This window comes from Micromonospora sp. DSM 43699 (genome assembly GCF_055517075.1).
In genome coordinates, this window is the sequence record NZ_JBTMMT010000038.1 from 1 (window position 1) to 15,905 (window position 15,905).

General features: G+C 74.8%; 11 protein-coding genes and 1 pseudogene. 5 read left to right on the top strand and 7 right to left on the bottom strand.

The annotated features are described in order from the left end of the window. Positions 1 to 3: 3 nt before the first annotated feature. The 3 genes and pseudogenes from AC0AIB_RS18785 to AC0AIB_RS18795 form a co-directional block, all read right to left on the bottom strand. Positions 4 to 1,299 carry a DUF2314 domain-containing protein gene (locus AC0AIB_RS18785; RefSeq protein ID WP_465097154.1) on the bottom strand — a complete coding sequence of 432 codons (1,296 nt, stop codon included), beginning with the start codon at positions 1,297 to 1,299 and terminating at the stop codon, positions 4 to 6. Positions 1,300 to 1,364: 65 nt separating this feature from the next. Next, entirely contained in the window at positions 1,365 to 2,138 is a 774-nt protein-coding gene (cobS, locus tag AC0AIB_RS18790) for an adenosylcobinamide-GDP ribazoletransferase (RefSeq protein ID WP_465097155.1), read from the bottom strand. Between the two features lie 139 nt (positions 2,139 to 2,277). Beyond that, positions 2,278 to 4,221, bottom strand: a pseudogene (locus tag AC0AIB_RS18795) (bifunctional adenosylcobinamide kinase/adenosylcobinamide-phosphate guanylyltransferase); the annotation flags it as partial. A 214-nt stretch (positions 4,222 to 4,435) separates the two neighbouring features. Between AC0AIB_RS18795 and AC0AIB_RS18800 the strand changes: the two are divergent. Both AC0AIB_RS18800 and AC0AIB_RS18805 read left to right on the top strand, forming a co-directional pair. After that, the gene (locus tag AC0AIB_RS18800; RefSeq protein ID WP_328344214.1) at positions 4,436 to 4,636 is read left to right on the top strand and encodes a hypothetical protein; all 201 of its coding nucleotides are present in this window, start codon (positions 4,436 to 4,438) and stop codon (positions 4,634 to 4,636) included. Continuing rightward, the gene (locus tag AC0AIB_RS18805) at positions 4,636 to 5,433 is read left to right on the top strand and encodes a site-2 protease family protein (RefSeq protein WP_328344215.1); all 798 of its coding nucleotides are present in this window, start codon (positions 4,636 to 4,638) and stop codon (positions 5,431 to 5,433) included. The genes AC0AIB_RS18800 and AC0AIB_RS18805 overlap by 1 nt, the downstream gene beginning before the upstream one ends. A gap of 46 nt (positions 5,434 to 5,479) precedes the next feature. Here the strand turns inward: AC0AIB_RS18805 and AC0AIB_RS18810 are convergent, their stop codons facing one another. Next, positions 5,480 to 6,478, bottom strand: a complete 999-nt coding sequence (locus tag AC0AIB_RS18810) for an aldo/keto reductase family protein (RefSeq protein ID WP_328344216.1) — start codon at positions 6,476 to 6,478, stop codon at positions 5,480 to 5,482. A gap of 100 nt (positions 6,479 to 6,578) precedes the next feature. Then, on the bottom strand, positions 6,579 to 10,760 hold the full coding sequence (locus AC0AIB_RS18815; RefSeq protein ID WP_465097156.1) for a WG repeat-containing protein: 4,182 nt from the start codon (positions 10,758 to 10,760) through the stop codon (positions 6,579 to 6,581). 161 nt (positions 10,761 to 10,921) lie between these two features. Between AC0AIB_RS18815 and AC0AIB_RS18820 the strand changes: the two genes are divergently transcribed. Genes AC0AIB_RS18820 through AC0AIB_RS18830 form a run of 3 tightly spaced genes read left to right on the top strand, consistent with a single transcriptional unit; the run spans position 10,922 to position 13,591 of the window. Further along, entirely contained in the window at positions 10,922 to 11,770 is an 849-nt protein-coding gene (locus AC0AIB_RS18820; protein ID WP_465097157.1) for an ABC transporter permease, read from the top strand. A 13-nt stretch (positions 11,771 to 11,783) separates the two neighbouring features. Continuing rightward, positions 11,784 to 12,614, top strand: coding sequence for an ABC transporter permease (locus AC0AIB_RS18825; RefSeq protein ID WP_465097158.1), 831 nt, complete (start codon positions 11,784 to 11,786; stop codon positions 12,612 to 12,614). After that, positions 12,611 to 13,591 carry an ABC transporter ATP-binding protein gene (locus tag AC0AIB_RS18830; protein ID WP_328344221.1) on the top strand — a complete coding sequence of 327 codons (981 nt, stop codon included), beginning with the start codon at positions 12,611 to 12,613 and terminating at the stop codon, positions 13,589 to 13,591. The genes AC0AIB_RS18825 and AC0AIB_RS18830 overlap by 4 nt, the downstream gene beginning before the upstream one ends. A gap of 7 nt (positions 13,592 to 13,598) precedes the next feature. On the opposite strand, the gene AC0AIB_RS18835 is transcribed toward AC0AIB_RS18830, so the two are convergent. Both AC0AIB_RS18835 and murA read right to left on the bottom strand, forming a co-directional pair. Then, positions 13,599 to 14,204: a DUF3043 domain-containing protein gene (locus tag AC0AIB_RS18835; RefSeq protein WP_328344222.1), complete on the bottom strand. Its 606-nt coding sequence runs from the start codon at positions 14,202 to 14,204 to the stop codon at positions 13,599 to 13,601. A 159-nt stretch (positions 14,205 to 14,363) separates the two neighbouring features. Next, positions 14,364 to 15,719, bottom strand: coding sequence for a UDP-N-acetylglucosamine 1-carboxyvinyltransferase (gene murA / locus AC0AIB_RS18840; RefSeq protein ID WP_328344223.1), 1,356 nt, complete (start codon positions 15,717 to 15,719; stop codon positions 14,364 to 14,366). Positions 15,720 to 15,905 lie beyond the last annotated feature (186 nt).

Here is a 15,905-nt window from a genome sequence, read left to right on the forward strand (position 1 = left end):
GGGTCAGTGGGTGGGGTGGGGGCGTTCGCCGGCGTCTAGGACGGCCTGGGTCCAGCCGCCCTCGATGACGCCGGTGCCGTCGAGGATCGCCCAGTCGACGACCTCGGTGACCGGCACCACGACCGGGGAGCCGATCCGGACGGTGGGATCGGTGTTGGCATCGCTGGCGCTCGCGCCGACGATCCGCTCCGGGGTGTCCCACGAGTTCACCCCGGCCCAGACGTACTCGGGGCCGTCGTCGCCGGGCAGGCCGTACTTGACCACCAGTTGTGCCTCCGATGGCAGCCCGTCGGCGAGGAACCGGGCCCGGATGTCGTCCAGCCCGGCGCGGGCGGTGGCGACCGCCCGGCTCATCGCGTCGCCCGACCGGGCGTAGCGGACGTCCGGCTCGATGCCGGAGAAGAGGGTCGCGCAGGCCGCCGCGTAGTAGCGGCCGTCCGGCCCGGGGTGGCCGGGCGGGGGACGCAGGCTGAGGAACGAGTCGGCCTCCGGGTCGGTCGCCGGGTCGAGTTCCAGCCGCAGCAGCACCGGGGCCGTCGCGCCGTGCTGCTCCGGATTGCCGTACGCCACCGCGATGTCGTGCCCGGTCACCGTGGCCAGCACCGGCAGCTGCACGAACGCGGGCACCTCGTCGCCGGCGAGCCCGTCGGTCCAGTCCCGCAGCAGTCGGCGGGCGGCACCGGTCAGCACCGCGCCCCAGGCCCGGGTGAGGTGGTCGGGCACCCCCTGGGTCTGCAACTCCAGCAGCCCGAACCGGCGCAGCCCCTTGGTGGTGAACCACAGTCCCTCGGTGTCCGAGGAATAGGGGACCAGCACCCAGTCGACGAGCCGGATCCGGCCCTGCGCGTCCGGCAGCGACTTCAGCGCCGTGGCCGGGTCGAGGAACTGCAACCCGAACACGTCCACCACGTCGCCGTCGACGGATTCGGCGACGGCGGCGGCCACCGCGCGGGCCGCCCACTCGTGCGCCGGTGGCCACCCCGGCCGGTACTCGGCCCGCACCACCACCAGGTGACTGGCCGCGGCGAGGCGACCCAGTTGGGCCTCCGTGGCGCCGAACGCGGTGAGCAGGTCCGGTGGCAGTTGCGGGAACTCGTCGATCGACCGGGTGTCCACCGACATCAGCGGGCTGTCCAGCATCTGCGTGGCCAGGCCGTACACCGGGTCGGCGAGGCGGCCGGCCAGCCCTCGTACCGCGGTCTTCGGGCTCACCGGCGGCAACCCCGCCATCGGCACCAGATAGGTCGCACTGAGCGACTCCGGGACCGGTACGGGCAGGAAGTCGTCCGTGATGAGCAAGTCGTCCCCCGGAAGGCCGTGCCGGTGTTGTCGGGGCAAACGCTACCCGCCGCGCCGCGTGGTCCTCAGCCGGACAGTACCAAGCCCAGGTAGACCAGCGTGGTCACCACCTCGACGGTGGCCCCGAGCACGTCACCGGTGATCCCGCCGAGCCGGCGTACCAGGTGCCGGAGCAGGGCGGTGGCGACGGCGAGGGCGGTCAGCACGGCCAGTGGCCCCTGCCACGGACGGTCCGGCACGGCCGGCACCGCCGCCAGCGCGACGGCGACCGCGCCGACGACCGCCGTGACCGGCCCGACCGTCCCGGCGACCAGCGCGCCCAGCCCGTCGGGACGGGCCGCCGGCACCCCGCGCCGGCAGGCCAGGGTCACCCCGAGCCGACCGGCGGCGGTGCCGGCCACCACCGCCGCGAGGGTCGCCGGCCACGGCCGCCCGGCCAGCTCCGCGAGCGTCACCGTCTGGAGCAGCAGTACGACCACCAGGGCGACCACGCCGAACGGTCCCACGTCCGGCTTCTTCATGATCTCCAGCGCCGCCGCCCCCCGCCGGTACGACCCCAGCGCGTCCACGGTGTCGGCCAGCCCGTCCAGGTGCAGCCCCCGGGTGAGCAGGGCCGCCACTGCGACGGTCACCCCTGCGGCGACCAGGGGAGGGGCGAGCGCGGCAGACAGCAGCAGCACCGCGCCGAGCACCGCCCCGAGTAATGCCCCGACCAGCGGGGCGAGCGCCATCGCGGTGCCCGCCGTCGCCCGGTCGACCCGGCCGGACCGGAGCGGGACGGTGGTGAAAGTGGTCAGCGCCAGTCGGAACCCGTCGCCGCGCCCCGACTCAGCCGGCACGCCGGCCGGACGGGTCGCGCTCCGGCCCGGCGTCGGCGGTGCCCGACCCGGGGCCGGTGCCGTTCGGTGCGCCGGGCTCCGGACTGCCTTGCTCCCCGGTGCCTTGCTCCCCGGTGCCTTGCTCCCCGGTGCCCTGTTCCCCGGAGTCCTCACCCGGGCGCGACGTGCTGCCGGTCGGGTCGGGTGCGGTGGTGGTCGGACCCGGGCCGGCCGGCTGCGGCTCCGCGAACTCCGGGGTGGCGTCGGGCACGTCGTCCCCGGGGACCACGGGGTCGGCGGGCTCCGGGGTGGTGCCGTCCGGCGGGTCGTCGACGCCGCCGTGGTGCGGGTGTGCGGGCAGCGACCCGGCCAGCGCCAGCACCGAGCGCAGCAGCGGCAGGGCGGCCAGCGCGTTCGCCCCCTCACCGAGGTCGAGCCGCAGGTCCAGCAGTGGGGTCAGGCCGAGCACGTCGGCGGCGAGCCGGACCGCCGGGTGGCCGCCGTGGTCGACCAGCAGGCACCAGTGCCGGGCCTGACCGGCCAGGTCCCGGCTGATCATGCCGGCGGCCAGCCCGACCGGCCCGTCGAGCAGCACCGGCACCCGGCGGGCGGTCGCGCCGAGCAGCACGCCGGTGGCCACCGCCACGTCGCCGCCACCCAGCTCGGCCAGGACGTCCTTGGCGTCGCGGGGGGAGCGACGGGTGCGGTGCAGCGCGTCCCGGACCGTCGCGCAGCGCACCATCCAGGCCGCGTCGTCGATCTCGCCGTCGGCGGTGTGCACCCGGCCCAGCACCGTCGGGGCCTCCGCGCCGGCGGTCGCGACCAGCACCGCGGCGGCGGCGGCCTCGGCGCCCGCGCCGCACGCCCCCAGCACCAGCAGCCGTACGCCCGCGTCGGCGGCCTCCTCGGCCAGCCGCCAGCCGTAGCGCAGCGCCGCCTCGACGGCGTCGACGTCCAGCGCCGGCCCGTGTTCGATAGGTGCGGACGGCGGGGCGTCCACCACCTGGAGACTTGCCCCGCTCTCGGCGGCCAACCGGGCCAAAGCCCCCCGGCCGGCGCGTGCCTGCCGGGCCAACCGGGCCGACTCCCCGGCCGGTGCCCCGGCCGCCGCACCACCGGCGTGGTCACCGTGCAGCAGCAGCACCCGGACATCGGCCCACGGCGTCGGGGTGGGGGTGCCCTGGGTGGCGGCGGCGAACTCGACCACCCGTTCCAGCACGCCCAGCCCGGCCCCCGGCAGGTCCAGGGTGCCGAGCCGCTGCACCGCCTGCGGGCCGGCGTACTCGTCGGGCATCGGCAGTTCCATCCCGGGCTGGATGACCAGCCCGGTGGCGACCACCGGCAGCGCCATGGTCGGCGCCGCCCAGCCGGTGCCGTCGGTGGCCGGCGCGGCCGGGGCCGCCGGCACGCTGGGGGTCAGCACCTCCGGCAGCGGCGGCGGCGATCCGTCGGCCGGGGCCGACCCTTCGCCGGTCGAGCCGGCCGCGCCACTGGTCGGGGTGGCCGTGCCGGTGTTCGGGGTGGCCTGGGTGGGCACGCCGAGCGGCAAGGCCGGGGCGGACGGCTTGAGCCAGGCCGGCTGGCCGGCGACCACAAGTGCCACGGCGTCGCAGGCGTCCGCGACGGCCCGGTTGGCCGCGCCAAGCGCGTCGGTGAACGCCCGCCCCAGCGGGGTGGTCGGCACCAGCGACAGCCCCACCTCCGGGCTGACCAGCACGATCCGTGCCTCGCTGGCGCGCACCGCGTCGGCCAGTTCGGCGATCGTGGCGACGTCGTCGGCCGGCTGGTGGGCCGGATCGAGCAGTACGGTCACCCAGCCGCCCAGGTCGTCCACGAGCAGCGTCTCGTTCGGCCCGGCCGAGGCGAGCACGTCGGCCAGCCGGCGCGGATCCTCGGCGGTCTCCTCGGTGGTCCAGCTGCCCGGCCGGCGTTCCCGGTGGGCGGCCAGTCGGGTGGCCCACTCGGTGTCGTCCGGGTCGGCGGCGGCGGAGGTCGCCACGTACCGCACCGTGGGCGAGTCGGCCACCAGGGACTCGGCGAACTCCGACTTGCCCGAACGGATACCGCCGAGCACCAGGACCGTGTTCCACCCGTCAACGGACATGCCCGTACCTTAGAGCCGCCCGGCCCGGCCCCGCCCGCCGGCCCGGCCGCGCAGGGTGTCGTCGTGGCCGGTCGGGCCGCGTCGGACCGGTGGAGGTGACGGCGCGTCACCGGTGCGGCCCCGGGGCGTGCGTCCGGTGCGGTCCGGCGGCGGCCGACTACGCTTGCGGGGGTCCGTCCCCCGGGGGCGGTGGAGCGGCGAGGGGAGACGCGGCATGGCGTGGAGCTGGCGGTACGAGGGCACGGACGGTGCGGCGGTCGACGGGCCGGCGGAGACGTTCAGCAGTCAGGCGGACGCCGAGTCCTGGATCGGCCAGACCTGGCGGGAGCTCGCGGCGTCCGGCGTCACCTCGGTCACGCTCGTCGAGGACGACCGGGTGGACTACCGGATGAGCCTGCTGCCGACGGCGGAGTGATGGCGTACGACCGCCCGGGGGGCGAGCCGCTGGTGCTCGGCGTGCCCCGGGCGGCGTTCCGACCCAGCCCGATCTTCCTGGCCCTGGTCGCGCTCTTCGTGACCAGTGGTGTGCTGATCTGGAACGGGGTGGGCAACGTCCGGTTCGACGTGTTCCTCTTCGTCGTCTCGGGCTGGCTGGTCTCGCTCTGCCTGCACGAGTACGCCCACGCGGTGGTCGCCTACCGGGCCGGCGACCGGGACATCGCCCACCGGGGCTACCTGACGTTGAACCCGCTCAAGTACACCCACCCGCTGCTGTCGATCGTGCTGCCGGTGGTGGTGGTGCTGCTCGGCGGCATCGGCCTGCCCGGCGGGGCGGTCTGGGTGGACAGGCACGCGATCCCGGGGCGGCTGCGGCACACCCTGGTCAGCCTCGCCGGCCCGGCCACCAACGTGCTGTTCACCCTGCTGCTGGTGGTGGTGCTACGGGTGGGGATCGACGCCGGTGGCCCGATGGAGTTCTGGGCCGGGGTGGCGCTGCTGGCGTTCCTCCAGCTCACCGCCAGCGTGCTCAACCTGCTGCCGGTGCCCGGCCTGGACGGCGGCAACATGATCCAGCCGTGGCTCAACCCGCAGTGGCGGCGGATGTACGACATGTTCGCGCCGTTCGGCTTCATCCTGCTCTTCGCCCTGCTGTGGAACCCGCGCATCGGCAACTGGTTCTTCACCGCCGTCTTCTGGCTCAGCGACCTGCTGGGCCTGCCGCCCTGGCTCTACAGCACCGCGCTGTCCCTGATCCGGTTCTGGCAGACCTGACCGCACCCCACCCCGCGGAACCGGGGTGGGGTGCGGTCGGCGCCGCTCAGGGGCGCTGGGCCGGGCTCTCGGTCTTGCCCGGGTCCCGCTCGGTGACCGGGGCGACGATGTCGTCGATGGCCTTGAGCAGGTCGGCCTCCAGGGTCACCCCGGCGGCCTTGACGTTGTCGTGGACCTGGTCGGGGCGGGACGCACCGATGATCGCCGAGGCGACGTTCGGATTCTGGAGCACCCAGGCGACGGCGAGCTGCGGCATGGTCAGTCCGGCCTGCTCGGCGAGCGGCTTGAGCTGCTGCACCCGGGTCAGCACCTCGTCGTTGAGCCACTCCGCGATGAAGTTCGCACCCGACTTCTCGTCTGTGGCCCGGGAACCGGCCGGTGGCGGCTGACCCGGCAGGTACTTGCCGGACAGCACGCCCTGGGCCATCGGCGACCAGACGATCTGGGAGATGCCCAGCTCCTCGCTGGCGGGCACCACCTCGGCCTCGATGACCCGCCACAGCATCGAGTACTGCGGCTGGTTGGAGACCAGCGGGATACGCAGTTCCCGGGCGAGGGTGTGCGCCTCGCGCAGTTGCGACGCCTTCCACTCCGAGACGCCGATGTAGTGCGCCTTGCCGGCCCGTACGACGTCGGCGAACGCCTCCATCGTCTCCTCCAGCGGCGTGCTGTAGTCGTACCGGTGGGCCTGGTAGAGGTCCACGTGGTCGGTCTGGAGGCGGCGTAGCGAGTTGTCGATCGACTCCATGATGTGCTTGCGGGACAGGCCACGGTCGTTGCGGCCGCGCCCGGTCGGCCAGAAGACCTTGGTGAAGATCTCCAACCCCTCCCGGCGCTCCCCGGCCAGGGCCTTGCCGAGCACCGTCTCGGCGCGGGTGCCGGCGTAGACGTCGGCGGTGTCGAAGGTGGTGATGCCGTTGTCCAGGGCGGCCCGGACACACGCCAGTGCCGCATCCTCCTCCACCTGGGAACCGTGGGTGATCCAGTTGCCGTACGAGATCTCGCTGACCATGAGGCCCGAGCGGCCAAGGTGACGGAATTCCATGTGACGACCCTAGCCCCGTCCCGTCCCCTGCACCCGTCGGTGCGGTCCGGCGGGCGCGGGCGGGTGGCGCGGGCGGGTGCCGGCGCGGCCCGGTGCCGCGTCAGAGCACGGGGTGGGTGTCGGCGAGCAGGCGGTCGATCTCCGCCACCACCGTGTCCCTGTCGGGGTGTACCGGCGGGATCAGCGGCTCGCCCCGCCGGTCCAACGCCCCCCAGTGGCTCATCCCGTCGCCGACCAGGAACGCCACCGGGTGGATCACCAGGGCCGGGTGCACCGGCCGGACCAGCACCGTGCCGGTGCGGTCGACCACGCCCCGCCGACCGGCCAGCTCCACCACGGCCAGCCCCTCGTCGGTGAACCCGTCGAGCTGGTTGCCGTCGGACAGCGTCGTGCGGATCCCGTGGTAGCGCGGTGGCACGACCAACCGGCCGCGCCGGTCCGTCGCCCCCCAGCCGCCCTGCCGGACGGCCGCCACGCCGGCCCGGAACGGTCGGACCTCCTCGAAACCCGCCGGCACCAGCACGGTGCCGTCGGGCTCGATCGCCGACCAGTCCGCGTCGCCACCCTGCGACACCCACGCCAGGCCGTCGGAGAAGGGCAGCACCCGGGCGTACCCGGGGTCGAGCATGATAGCGCCGGACTCGTCGATCAGCTCCCAGCCGTCCTGGTCGGGGCGACGTACCCAGGCAAGCTGCTCGTGGAACGGCTGTGCCTCGGCGTACCGGTAGTCGACGACGAGGTCACCCTCGGCGTCCGCGTACCCCCAGCGGTCCTGGCCGTCGTGGGTGGGCCGCGGGGACCGGCGGCCGTGCCGCACCTCGTCCCCACTGCGGGGGTACGGCCCGAAGCCGCCCCGGGCCACCGCTCGGGCGTGCACCGCGTCCAGCGCCACCCCGATCCGCCCGGTCAGTTCCGGGTCCTCGGCCCGGCGCAGGTCCAGGGCCCGCTCGAAGTGCCCGCACGCCTCGATCAACCGGCCCTGGTCGTAGCAGGACCGGCCGGCGTGTTCGTGCAGCGCCGACCGGAGCCGGTCCGGCAGCTCCGTGGAGTTGGCCTCGGTGAAGAGCCGGTCTGCCTCGGCGAACTCGCCCTTCCAGCGCAGCGCCTCGGCCAGCCGCGCCCGGGCCAGCGCGGTACGGCGTAGTTCGCCGGTCGCCTCGGCGTAGGTCAGGGCGAGCCGGCCGTCGGCCAGCGCGTCGTCCAGGTCGTCGACCAGTCGGGAGATCACCGCCCGCAGACTGAGCAGCCGGGCCCGCGCCCGGTTGTCCAGTGCCGAGGCGAGCTTCTCGGTCAGCCGGCGTCGGAGAATCCGCAGCTCCGCCGGGTCGTCGGCCACCTCGCGCAGGGTCTGCGGGTCCAGCCGCCAGCGGTAGCCGGCCAGTAGTTGCTCCGGATCGTCCAGGGGCACTGCCGCCGCCGTCGGCACCGACCCGTCCGGCTCCCCGACGGTGGCCGCCGTCGGGGCCGAACCGGTGTTGCCCAGGTCGGTCCCGTCGGCGGTCGGCTCTGTCGCGGTGCCGGTCCGGTCGGCGGTGCCGGTCTGGTCGGTGGTGCCGGTCCGGTCGGTGGTGCCGGTCCGGTCGGTGGTGGTGGACGCTCCGGCACCGACCGCGTCGGCGAGGGTGCCGGCCGGTCCGGGATCTGTCGCTCCGACGAGGGTGCCGGCCGGTCCGGGATCTGTCGCTCCGACGAGGGCGCCTGTCGCTGTGGTGCGGGTGTCGGCGGGTCCGGTGCCGGTGTCGGTCGGCTCCGTACCGGCGTCGGTGCTCCGGCCGGCGTCGGTGCCGACGGTGCCGGTCGCTGGCGGTGCCGAAACGGTCCTGCCGAGGGCAGCCGTGGGCCCGGCGCTGTCGCCGGGCGGGGGAGTCCCGTTCCCCGCGTTCTTCCCGGACGGGAGCGGGTCACTTCCGACGGTGTCGACCGGGACGGGTTCTTGTGCCGGGGCGGATTCCCGGGCCGGGGCGGTCCCGGCGTCGGGGACCGCGCCCGGCCGGGGAGCGGTATCGGGCGAGTCGGCGGAGGACCCGGAGCGGACCGGTGGGTCCACGCTCCTCGCCCCGGTGTCGGCGGTGGCCCCGGTGTCGGTCGTACCGGTGTCGGTGCCGCTGGCCGTGGTGGCGGTGGTGCCGGGCAGGTCGCTGCCGTCGGTGGTGCCGGTGGGCGGGGTGGGCGGCACGGGGGCCGGCCGGGGTCGGAACCAGGCCGCCGAACTGTTCGGCGTCGCCTGGGGCGCGGTGTCCGGGTGCCCGGTGGAGTCGGGTTCCGGAGCCGGCGGGACGTACCGGCGTGGTTTGTCGGGAGTGATCTCCAGGCCGGTGGATCGGCTGCTCGGGGGAGTGAAGGCGGGTCGGTCGAGGGGTGGCGGCGCGGCCGCCCGACGGTCGTCCTGCGGAGGCTGACGGAACTCGATGTGCAGCCGGGTGGCCGGCGGCGCGGAGATCGGGGTGACGTCGTCCGGGTCGGCCGGGGAGGGCCGCCCCTCGGTGCCGCGGTCCCGGGTCGGCGGGTCGGCGGGCGGTACGGGGGTGCGGGGCGGCACGACTGCGGGCCGGGCCGCCGCCGGGGCGCTCGGTGCCGGGGAGACCTGGGCCGGCGGAACCGGTGCCGGGGCGCTGGGTGCCGGGGAGGTCTGGGCCGGCGGAACCGGTGCCGGGGAGACCGGGGGACCGGAGACCGGAGTCCCGGACACCGGGCGACCCGGCGGCGGACCGAAGGACGGCGTACCGGGGACCGGATGTCCGGGGGCCCGTGCCGCACCGGCCCGACGGTCCCGGAGGTGGTCCGGGGTCCGCTCCGGGGAGACCTGGGCGGCCGGGCGGTCGTCGTAGCGGGCGGGCGGGGTGACCGGCCGTTGTGGTTCCGCCGGACGGCGCTCCGGCCGGGGGTACGGCTGTCGGCCGTCGCGGCCGTGGTCGGTCTCCTGCGGGGGCCGGACCGTTCCCGCCTCCTGCGGGGGCCGGACCGTTCCCGCCCGGCCTGCGTCGGCGCGGCTCCACGGCTCGCGGGGCGGGGTGACCGGCGGAGCCGGTTCGCGCGAGCGCAGGTCGGGGTACGTCTCCGCCCGGGCCGCCGCCTCGCGTGGAGCCGGCGGCCGGTGCTCGTCCTGGCCGCGCGGGTGCTGCCACCGCTCCTCGGGGATGGGGGAGACGACCCCCCGGCCGTCGTCGACGGGTCGGCGTCGCTGGTCGTCGTGGCCGTGCGCGGCGGGTCGCCCGTCGGCCGCCCGGCGGGTCGACCGGGGTGGTTCGTCCTCCCGGAACCGCGTCGGGAGGTCCCGCTCGGGCCGTCCGGGCCGGCCCGGGTACGGGTCGTATCCGCTGGCGGCGTAGTGCCGGGACTCGTCGGCGGCCCGACTGCCGGGAGCGGCGGAGTCGCCGGCGGGGTGACGGTCGTAGCCGTCCTCGAAGCCCCGGCGGTCGTAGCCGTCCCCGATACCCCGGCGGTCGTAGCCGTCCCCGATGCCCCGGCGGTCGTAGCCGTCCTCCGTGCCCTTGCGGTCGTAGCCGGCCACGGAGTCGGCGGCGGGGCGGTCGTAGCCGTCCTCGGCGCTCCTGCGGTCGGGACGGGCCATGCCGGCGGGGCGTTCGCCGGTGGTGCGTCGACGGGGCATGGTCTCGTCGGGCTCGGGCATCCAACCCGGTTCGGCGAACCGGTCGGGGCGGTGGTCACGGGGCGGCTCGTGCCGGGGGGCGGGGGAGACGGGCGACCGGCCGGGGGAGACCGGAGTGACACCGGGAGCGGTGTGATCCCGACGGGGTGGGGTGTCGGACCGGTCGGTGCGGTGCCGGTCGGGGGCGGCGCGGTCGCGGTGCCAGCCGGTCGGGACCGGCTCGGCGTCGCCGCGTCGCCGGTCGGACCAGCTGGTCCGACCGGCGCGCTGGTCGGCTTCCGGGCGGCCGTCGTACCGGTCCGGCTCGGCCCGGTCGTCGGGCCGGTCCGCCACGGGTCGACGTCGTTCCCGTTGCCAGATCGGCTCGTCGACCGGACGGCGGTACGCGTCGTGGTCGGTGCGCCGCCCGTCGTGCGGGTCGTCCCGGCGGGTCGTCTCGTCGTCCTGCTGGTCGGCCCAGGAACGGCCGAGGTAGGTGCCGTCGGGGCGGGTCGGGGCGAGCGGGGGCACCCCGGCGCGGCCCAGCGCCCGTCCCCGGGGGTCGGCGTACCGGTTGCCGATGTCGCCGGGGTAGCGCTGGCCGCGGAACTGGGGGTGCCATTCGCTTGTCGGTTCGATCACCCAGGACGGTTCCGCCGGGGCGTCCCAGCGGTCGGACCATCCGCCCGTCATCGGGGGCCTCCGTGGCCACGCGTGCGGCGCGGTCCGATGCCCGGCTCGCGTCGCTCGCTCACGGCGGTGTCACCTCGTTGGAAATTGTCGTGCCCCGCGCCCCGGGATGCCGGTAGAGTCCCCCGTCCGGCACGGCGGGGCTGCGGAAGGAGGGTAGCGGCGTGGGTTCGGTCACCGCCACTGTGGCAACGCCCACGAGCGCAAAGGTTACCCGATGGTTCCGGACATTCGGGGCCATATCCCGGGACGGATTCCACCGGTACGCCACCTATCGACAGGCCGCTCTCGCCGGTGCCGTGACCAACACCGTGTTCGGCTTCCTGCGCTGCGCGGTGCTGCTGGCCGCCGCCGGGGCCGGTACCGTCGGCGGGTACGACCGCGACCAGCTCGCCACCTTCGTCTGGGTGGGGCAGGGGCTGCTCGCCGTCGTGCTGCTCTGGGGCTGGACCGATCTGGCCGACCGGATCCGCACCGGCGACGTGGCTGCCGATCTGCTCCGCCCGGTGCACCCGGTGACCAGCTACCTCGCCACCGACCTGGGTCGGGCCGGGTACGCCGCACTGGCCCGGCTGGTCCCGCCGGTCCTGGTCGGGCCGCTCTTCTTCGACGTCTACCTGCCGTCGAGGTGGCCCACCGTCGGCCTCTTCGCGGTCTCCGTGGTGACCGCCGTGGTGCTCTGCTTCGGCTGCCGGTTCCTGGTCAACGCCACCGCCTACTGGTGGCAGGACGCCCGGGGGCCGCTGCTGCTGTGGACCCTCGGCTCGGGCGTGCTGGCCGGGCTCTACTTCCCGCTGCGGTTCCTGCCGGAGTGGCTGCAACTCGTGCTGTGGTGCGCCACCCCGTTCCCGAGCCTGCTGCAGACCCCGCTCGACGTGCTGGTCGAGCGGGATCCACCGGCCACCCAGGTCGGCCTGGTCGCCCTCCAGCTCGGCTGGGCGGTGCTGGTGCTGGCCGCCTGCCGGCTGGTGCAGCGCCGCGCCGAACGCCGCCTGGTGGTGCAGGGTGGTTGAGCATTGCGAGCCGGTGACCGGAGCGGGCCGGGGGGACGGGCCGGGTGGGACGTTCGCGGCGTACCGGGCGTTGCTCGGGGCGCAGGCCCGCTCGCAGACGACCTACCGGGCGTCGTTCCTGCTGGACCTGCTGGGCAACGTGGGGGCCACCGTCTTCGACGTGGTCACCGTCCTGGTGATCTACGGGGTGACCCGGGAGCTGGGCGGGTTCACGCTGCGCGAGACGCTGGTGATGGTGGGCCTGTCGGCAAGCGCCTTCGCCGTGGCGGACCTGCTGGTCGGCAACATCGAGCGGCTGCCAGGTCACGTGCGGACCGGCCTGTTCGACGCGGTGCTGCTCCGGCCGCTCGGCGCGCTGCCCCAGCTGCTGCTGATGAACCTGCCGCTGCGCAAGGTCTCCCGGGGCGTGTTCGGGGTGGGCGTGCTGGTGGTGGCGCTGGATTCGGCGTGGATCGACTGGACCCCGGCCCGGGTGGCGCTGGCGGTGGTCGCCCCGCTGGCCGGGGTGGTCTTCTTCGGGTCGGTCTTCGTGGCCACCGCCACCGTGTCGTTCTGGTGGGTGGACTCCGGCGAGCTGGCCAACTCGGTCACCTACGGCGGGCGGGACTTCACCTCGTACCCGGTGACCGTCTTCGACGGGTGGTTCCGGGCGGCCTTCGCGTACGGGCTGGGGTTCGCCTTCGTCAGTTACCAGCCGGCGCTGGCGCTGCTGGGCCGCGCCGACCCGCTCGGCCTGCCGTCGTGGGCCGGCTGGGCCGCGCCGGCGGTGGCGCTGGTCGCCGCCGCGCTCGCGGCGACGGCCTGGCGCACGGGTGTCCGCCACTACCGGAGTACGGGGTCATGAGCGTCATCGAACTGGACGGGCTGCGCAAGGAGTTCACGGTACGGGTGAAGGCGGGCCGGCTGCGCCGCGAGAAGCGGACGGTCACCGCCGTGGACGGCATCGACCTGCGGGTGGAGCGGGGCGAGCTGCTCGGCTACATCGGCCCGAACGGCGCCGGCAAGTCGACCACCCTGAAGATGCTCACCGGGGTGCTGAGCCCGTCGGCGGGGCAGGCCCGGGTCTGCGGGCTGCGCCCGGTCGCCGACCGGACCCGGCTGGCGTTGCGGATCGGGGTGGTCTTCGGCCAGCGGTCCCAGCTCTGGTGGGATCTGCCGTTGGGTGACTCGTTCGACCTGCTGCGTCACCTCTACCGGGTGCCGGCCGGTGACCACGCCGCCCGGTTGCGCCGCTGTCGCGACCTGCTCGACCTGGACGCCTTCCTGGACACCCCGGTACGGCAGCTCTCGCTGGGGCAGCGGATGCGCGGCGAGCTGACCGCCGCCCTGCTGCACGGCCCGCAGGTGCTCTTCCTCGACGAGCCGACCATCGGGTTGGACGTGGTGAGCAAGCAGGCGGTCCGGGGGTTCCTGGCCGAGCTGGGCCGGGCCGGCGACACCACGCTGGTGCTGACCACCCACGACCTGGCCGACATCGAGCGGCTCTGTGCCCGGCTGGTGGTGGTCGACCACGGCCGGGTGGTGCACGACGGGTCGATCGCCGCCCTGCACGCCCGGTACGGCTCCCGCCGGCTGGTCGTCGCCGAGCTGGACGTCCCGCTGGCGGCACCGCCGCAGCCGGTGGGGGCGCCGCTGCACCGGGTCGAGGCCGACGGCCGACGGCTTGTCTACACGCTGGAGTCGGCCGGGGTGGCGGAGGTGGTGTCCGCGCTGGCCGGGGTGGCCGCACTGCGCGACGTCTCGATCGTCGAACCGGACATCGAGGACGTGGTGGCCCGGCTCTACCGGACCCCAGTCCCCGATCCGCGCGGCCCGGCCTGACCGTGGGTCAGATCCGTTCGCCGATCTTCACCCGGGGAGCCGGGGCACGCATCCGGCGGAAGGTGATCGACCGCATGATCGCGTAGAGGTAGAGCGAGCCCATCCGCTCCCCGCTGTTGGGGAAGCGCTCGCGTACCAGCTTCTTGATCCGGCGGGAGATGAGCACCGAGTCGATCAGCACGCCGAGCGCGAGCGCGCCCCACACCACGTTGGAGGCGAGCCGGATCGCCTGTGGCATCGCGGCGTTCGACCCGATCAGCACGATCAACGCGCCGCCGAAGAACCAGGTGCCTACCGTCCGCCGGGAGTCGACCACGTTGCGGGCCAGCAGCCGTTCCGGCCCCCGGTCCCGGGGGCCGCCCTCGAGGCGGAACTCGGCAGCGGCCTCGGTGCGCGCCTTGCGGCGCTGCTCCCGGGCCTCCTCCTTGGTCAGCGGCCGGGTCGGGCCGGCTGGCCGGCGACCGGCGACCGGCCGTTTCGGGGTCTCGACGCCCAGTTCCTTCTTGCTCGGGGTGTAGCCCCGGGGGCGCGCGGCGGATGGCTCCTCGGTCACCACGGCAGCGGTGGCGGAGGAGTCGGAGTCGGCAGGCTTGCGGCGAAACAGCGACGGCACGAGGTGAAGGGTAGCCACCCGACGGCGCCCGGTGCACATCACGGGTGCACCGGGCGCTCGGTGGAACGGGTCGGACGGGGTCACGGCTGCCGGCGGGAGCGGGCCGGACCCGGGGTCACGGGCCGCCCGGACCGGGGTCACCGGCGGCCCGGACCGGGGTTACGGGCGCTCGGTGTGGGCGCCGAGGCTGGCCAGCTTGGCCTCGAAGTCCTCGTAGCCCCGGTTGATCAGGTCGACGCCGTACACCCGGGAGGTGCCCTCGGCGGCGAGCGCCGCGATCAGGTGGCTGAACCCGGCCCGCAGGTCCGGGATGACCAGGTCGGCGGCGTGCAGCTTGCTCGGGCCGGCGATCACCGCGGAGTGCTTGAAGTTGCGGCGGCCGAACCGGCACGGGGTGCCGCCGAGGCAGTCCCGGTAGACCTGGATGTTGGCGCCCATCTTGTTCAGCGCCTCGGTGTAGCCCAGCCGCTGCTCGTAGACCGTCTCGTGGACGATCGACAGGCCCCGGGCCTGGGTCAGCGCCACCACCAGCGGCTGCTGCCAGTCGGTCATGAAGCCGGGGTGCACGTCGGTCTCCAGCGCCACCGCGTGCAGCTCGCCGCCCGGGTGCCAGAACCGGATGCCACCCTCCTGGCCCGGGTCGCTGAGCTTCGGCGGCCGGGCGTCGGTGACCTCGTACTCGCCGCCGACGGAGCGGAAGATGTTCAGGAAGGTCATCATGTCGGCCTGCTGCGCGCCGAGCACCTCGACGTGACCGCGGGTGGCCAGCGCCGCCGCCGCCCAGCTCGCCGCCTCGATCCGGTCCGGGATCGGGCGGTGGCTGTAGCCGTGCAGCCGCTTGACGCCCTGGATCTCGATCACCCGGTCGGTGTGCACCTTGATGATCGCGCCCATCTTCTGCAGGATGCAGATCAGGTCGATGATCTCGGGCTCGACGGCGGCGTTGCGCAGCTCGGTGACGCCCTCGGCCATCACCGCGGTCAGCAGCACCTGCTCGGTCGCGCCGACGCTCGGGTACGGCAGGGCGAACTTGGTGCCGTGCAGCCCGTTCGGCGCGGACAGGTGCAGACCCTCGGGGGTCTTCTCCACAGTCGCGCCGAACTCGCGCAGCGCCTGGAGGTGGAAGTCGATCGGGCGGGGGCCGATGTGGCAGCCACCCAGGTCGGGGATGAAGGCGTGGCCGAGCCGGTGCAGCAGCGGGCCACAGAACAGGATCGGGATCCGGCTGGATCCGGCGTGCACGTTGATCTGGTCGGTGCTGGCGCTCTCGACGTTGGACGGGTCGAAGACCAGCTCGCCGTCCTCGGTGCCGTCGGTCACCTTCACCCCGTGCAGGCCGAGCAGCCCGCGGACCACCTCGACGTCACGGATCTTGGGGACGTCGAACAGCCGGCTGGGCGAGTCGCCCAGCAGGGCCGCGACCATCGCCTTGGAGACCAGGTTCTTCGCGCCGCGCACGCGGATCCGCCCTTCGAGCGGAGTACCTCCGTGTACGACCAGGACGTCGTCCGTCAACGCAACCTCCAGCGCGTGTCAGGTGGTGCCGGGTGAAAGTCGATGGTGGGGCATGCTGTCCAGCTGTCCGGTTCGAGCTGTCAGCTACCCGGAGCGGGGCCGGCTCAAAACGGTCCCCCGTGGTACGTCGCCCCGGCAGCATAGCCCTCCGTGACGAAATGGGAATCGGTCACCGCACGGGTTAGG

Excerpts from the sequence above, each read along its gene's own strand:
- AC0AIB_RS18815 (WP_465097156.1), bottom strand. The coding sequence starts at position 10,760 with ATGACGGGCGGATGGTCCGACCGCTGGGACGCCCCGGCGGAACCGTCC.
- AC0AIB_RS18810 (WP_328344216.1), bottom strand. The coding sequence starts at position 6,478 with ATGGAATTCCGTCACCTTGGCCGCTCGGGCCTCATGGTCAGCGAGATC.
- AC0AIB_RS18830 (WP_328344221.1), top strand. The coding sequence starts at position 12,611 with ATGAGCGTCATCGAACTGGACGGGCTGCGCAAGGAGTTCACGGTACGG.
- AC0AIB_RS18800 (WP_328344214.1), top strand. The coding sequence starts at position 4,436 with ATGGCGTGGAGCTGGCGGTACGAGGGCACGGACGGTGCGGCGGTCGAC.
- AC0AIB_RS18805 (WP_328344215.1), top strand. The coding sequence starts at position 4,636 with ATGGCGTACGACCGCCCGGGGGGCGAGCCGCTGGTGCTCGGCGTGCCC.